General features: G+C 68.9%; 4 protein-coding genes. All 4 read left to right on the top strand.

The genetic code is table 11. From position 1 onward, the window contains the following. The coding region (locus ACIRA7_RS15530) for a FliI/YscN family ATPase (RefSeq protein ID WP_396221747.1) at positions 1 to 1,095 on the top strand (1,095 nt) is incomplete at its 5' end. Then, positions 1,092 to 1,592: a flagellar export protein FliJ gene (fliJ, locus tag ACIRA7_RS15525; protein ID WP_396221746.1), complete on the top strand. Its 501-nt coding sequence runs from the start codon at positions 1,092 to 1,094 to the stop codon at positions 1,590 to 1,592. The genes ACIRA7_RS15530 and fliJ, both read left to right, overlap by 4 nt. Then, a complete protein-coding gene (locus tag ACIRA7_RS15520; protein ID WP_396221745.1) occupies positions 1,589 to 2,287 on the top strand; it encodes a MotE family protein in 699 nt (232 codons plus the stop codon). Before fliJ ends, ACIRA7_RS15520 begins: the two co-directional genes overlap by 4 nt. 5 nt (positions 2,288 to 2,292) lie before the next feature. Beyond that, positions 2,293 to 3,934 (top strand): M15 family metallopeptidase (locus ACIRA7_RS15515; protein ID WP_396221744.1); only part of this gene is annotated, 1,642 nt, incomplete at its 3' end.

The following is a 3,934-nucleotide window of genomic DNA, read 5'->3' as shown; positions in this document are numbered from 1 at the left end:
GCCATCGTGCAGCCGCTCGGCCGCACCTTCGGCGTCGATGTCGGCCCCGCTCTGCTGGGCCGCGTGCTGAACGGCCTTGGACATCCGATCGACGGCAAGGGCAAGCTCGACACCGTGGATCGCGTGCCGCTGTCGGCCGAACCGCCGAATCCCCTCACCCGCGATACGATCGATCGACCGCTGGAGACGGGCGTGCGCGCCATCGATGGATTACTCACGGTCGGCCGCGGTCAACGCGTGGGCATCTTCGCCGGCTCCGGCGTGGGTAAGTCCACGATGCTGGGCATGATCGCGCGCAATGCGAAGGCCGATGTGAACGTGATCGCGCTGCTCGGCGAGCGCGGTCGTGAAGTACGCGAGTTCATCGAGAACTCGTTGGGTGAAGAAGGACTCGCCCGCTCGGTCGTAATCGTGGCCACCGGCGATCAGGCGGCACTAGTGCGCGCGCGTGGCGCCCTCGTGGCGACGGCGATCGCCGAGTACTTCCGCGATCAGGGCAAGCAGGTGCTGCTCATGGTGGACTCGGTCACGCGCGTGGCGATGGCCTGGCGTGAGATCGGTCTCGCCACCGGCGAGCCGCCCACCACCAAGGGGTATCCGCCGTCGGTGTTTGCGAACCTTCCGCGGTTGCTCGAGCGTGCCGGCAATTCGACGACGGGTGGCATCACGGGCATCTACACCGTGCTGGTGGACGGTGACGACTTCAACGAGCCCGTGGCCGACGCCTCCCGCTCGATTCTCGACGGCCACATCGTGCTGACGCGTCGTCTCGCGGCGCAGAATCATTTTCCGGCCATCGACGTGCTCGACTCGAAGAGCCGTGTGAAGGACGCCATCACCAACGAGATCCAACGCCGCGCCGGCAGCGCGGTCCTGCGGCTCGAGGCGGCCTACCGCGAAAAGGAAGACCTGATCATGGTGGGCGCCTATCAGAAGGGGAGCGATCCCTATGTGGACGCGGCCATCAGCTATCGTCAGCGCGTCCTCGAGTTCCTGCAGCAGCGCCCCGATGAGAACACGCCCTACGGTGATACGTACGGCGCACTCGCCCAGGTCGCCGAGGCCATCGAGGCGTCGGTCCGGAGGCGGCCGTGAGCTTCAAGTTCCGGTTGCAGCGCATCCTCGAGTTGCGCGAGCAGCATGAGCAGGCGCAGGCGCGCGCGTTGGCCAGTGCGCGCGACAGCGCGGACGCCGCGCATCGCGCGAAAGACGACATCGCGAGCCTTCGCGACCACTCGAAGGAGCAGATCGGTACGACGGCCGGTTCGGGACCGCGCATCGGGCATCTCCACCAGCTCGGATTCGTGCTCGCCTCGCTCGACGAACGGGTGCTTTTGGCCGCTGATGCGGCAAAGCTTGCCGACAGCGACGTGCAGAAAGCGCAGGGTTTGCTGGAGGATGCCGCCCGCGACCGACGCGTGCTCGATCGGCTAAAGTCGCGCCACACCGACACTTGGCGCGCCGACAGCGCCCTCCGTGACCGGGTGGCCATGGACGAGATCGCGCTGGCGCAGTTCTCGCGTAAAGCAGCGGTGAAGGCGGCCGATGACGCCGCGAGCAGTAACTCCTCTCTTGATGGTTCGCATTCATGAAGCAGCTGATCATCCCGATCGTGATTGGACTCCTGGCCGGCATCGGTGGCGGTACGGGGTACTCGTACATGAAGGCCTCGTCCAAGTACGCGGCCGATTCGACGCACGTGGCGGATAGCCTGAAGGCGCATCCGCCCGCCGACTCGACGTCAGCAGATTCCACGCACGGCGAGGCGGCGCATGGCGACGCAGCGCATGACAGTGTGTCGGCCGACAGTGCCTCCCATGGCATGGACTCGCCGGGCTCGCACGAACCCGACGTGCCGATGACTCCGGCCGACAGCATCCGGATGCTCGACGCCTCACGTCGGAATCCCAAAGCCGCCGCCGCGCACGCCCCGGCGACGCCCAGCGTGAAGACGCCGACACCGTCGGCCGCAGACGCCAAGCCGACGGACGCGAGTGCCACGGACGCGAAGGCGAAGGCCACATCGGCCGCCGCCATCGTGAAGGGGGCGCGTGATGCGGCCATGCAAACGGCGCTCCCCGAGCAGCGCCTGGCCAAGATCTTCTCAGCCATGGCGGCCAAGGACGCCGCCAAGGTGCTCGACCAGATGACCGACGGCGATGTCCGCACGATTCTCAGCATGATGAGCGACCGTCAGGCGGCCGCCGTGCTCACGTCGATGTCCGCCGCGCGTGCCGCCGCGATCACCAAGGGGAGCCCCACCAAGGCCCCTGGAGGATCGCAGTGAACGGAGTGACGACGGTAACGACGGCCGCGCCGCGCCCGGAACGGACTGCCGGGCGGGCGATCGACCGAACGACCCGAACCGACGGCGATGGCACGGACACGGAGGCGACGACGACGACATCGAAGAAGGAGGTGTCGCGCGCCGAGTTCTCCGCCTTGCTGGCGCTCATTTCAGGCGCCGGCTCGCGCGTGCGCTCCGACCTGATGCAGCAGCTGCCGCCCGAGGGCGCCTCACTCATCGACAAGCTGCTCGACGACGTGGCGGCCGGGCAGACGACCGAGGAAACGGGCACACAGGATGCCCACGACCCTACGGCCCAGCAGGCAGCGCAGCAGGTGAGCGAGGCGCTCCGCTACGGCATCCTGAAGACATCGATGGACCAGCTGCCCACGACCTCGTCCTCGAACGACGTGGTGCCGCGGTCCGCGTACGACATCACCCGCGTCACCCCCGACGTGCGGGACCGCATCGGCACGCCGCGCATCGGCACGCCGCGCATCGATTCGCCGCAGATCGGCACGCCGCGCATCGGCACGCCGCGCATCGATTCGCCGGCTGGCGGATGGAGCGACATGGTCGGTGAGCGGAACGCGCTCGCAGTCCTCTCGCGCATCACGACCAAGCCCGAGACATCGGTCGAACAGCTGATGGCGATCGGCGATCAACGTGGTGCCGATGCGCGAGTCGCGCTGGACACGCTGTTGTCGAAGGCAGGCACGCCGGCCGGTGCCGAGATTGCCGACAGCGCTGCGGCCATGGCGAACGCCGCCGCTATCGCTGCCGCCACCGCGGCGGCATCGGCCAGCGCGTCAGCGTTGGCCGCGGCCACCGCGGCCTCGGCCGCCAATCCGACCACGCCGATCAAGGACATGGACGCCCTGGTCCCGGAGCTCCGCTCGCGGGTGCAGCGCGTGATCGATCGCATGCAGCACGAGTACGGGCACGAGGTCACCATCGTCGAAACGGCGCGCTCGCAGGAACGACAGGATCACCTCTACGACCAGGGACGCTCGCGTCCGGGCGCCATCGTGACGTGGACGCGCGATTCCGCGCACACGCACGGTACGGCCGCCGATGTGATCGTCGATGGTTCGTGGGAGAACGGCGTAGGCTTCGCCCGTCTGCAGGAGATCGCCAAGGAAGAGGGGCTCCGCACGCTGGGCATGAAGGACCCCGGTCACCTCGAGCTCGCCGATCGTGCGGACCGCACGCTGGCGAACGCCGTCCCACAGGCACTCGACAAGGTCTCGGCGGCGTATCAGCGGCAGTCGCCATCGGCCATGCCATCGGCCTCGGCGGCACCGGCCGGCGTCGCGTCGGTCGCAACCGTCGCCGAGGTCGCGCAGGTGGCCCGCGTGGCCGGCACCGCGCCCACGCCCAATGGCGACGGGGCGGCGGCGTATGTCGCCCAAGCCAGTACGACCAGGACGACCACCACCGAGCCGAACGGCCGCACCTTCGACCGCGGTGCGCGCGACGACGGCGGGCAGCCGCTCACCTCCGGGCGGAAGGCCGGCACGGGCAAGCCCGAGGTCTCGGATGACGCGTCGGGCTTCGGTGGGGCGCACGGCAGTGCACAAGGCCGCACGCCGACCACCGATATCGAGCGCACCGCGTCGGTGGCTCCGGCCGCCGGCCGCGAACAGG

Source organism: Gemmatimonas sp., from assembly GCF_044376735.1.
Lineage (GTDB): Bacteria > Gemmatimonadota > Gemmatimonadetes > Gemmatimonadales > Gemmatimonadaceae > Gemmatimonas.
Note: the sequence above shows the minus strand (reverse complement) of the source record. Positions and strands in the feature narration are given on the sequence as shown.

Coding starts and splice junctions, on each gene's coding strand:
- ACIRA7_RS15520 (WP_396221745.1), top strand. CDS start 1,589: ATGAAGCAGCTGATCATCCCGATCGTGATTGGACTCCTGGCCGGCATC.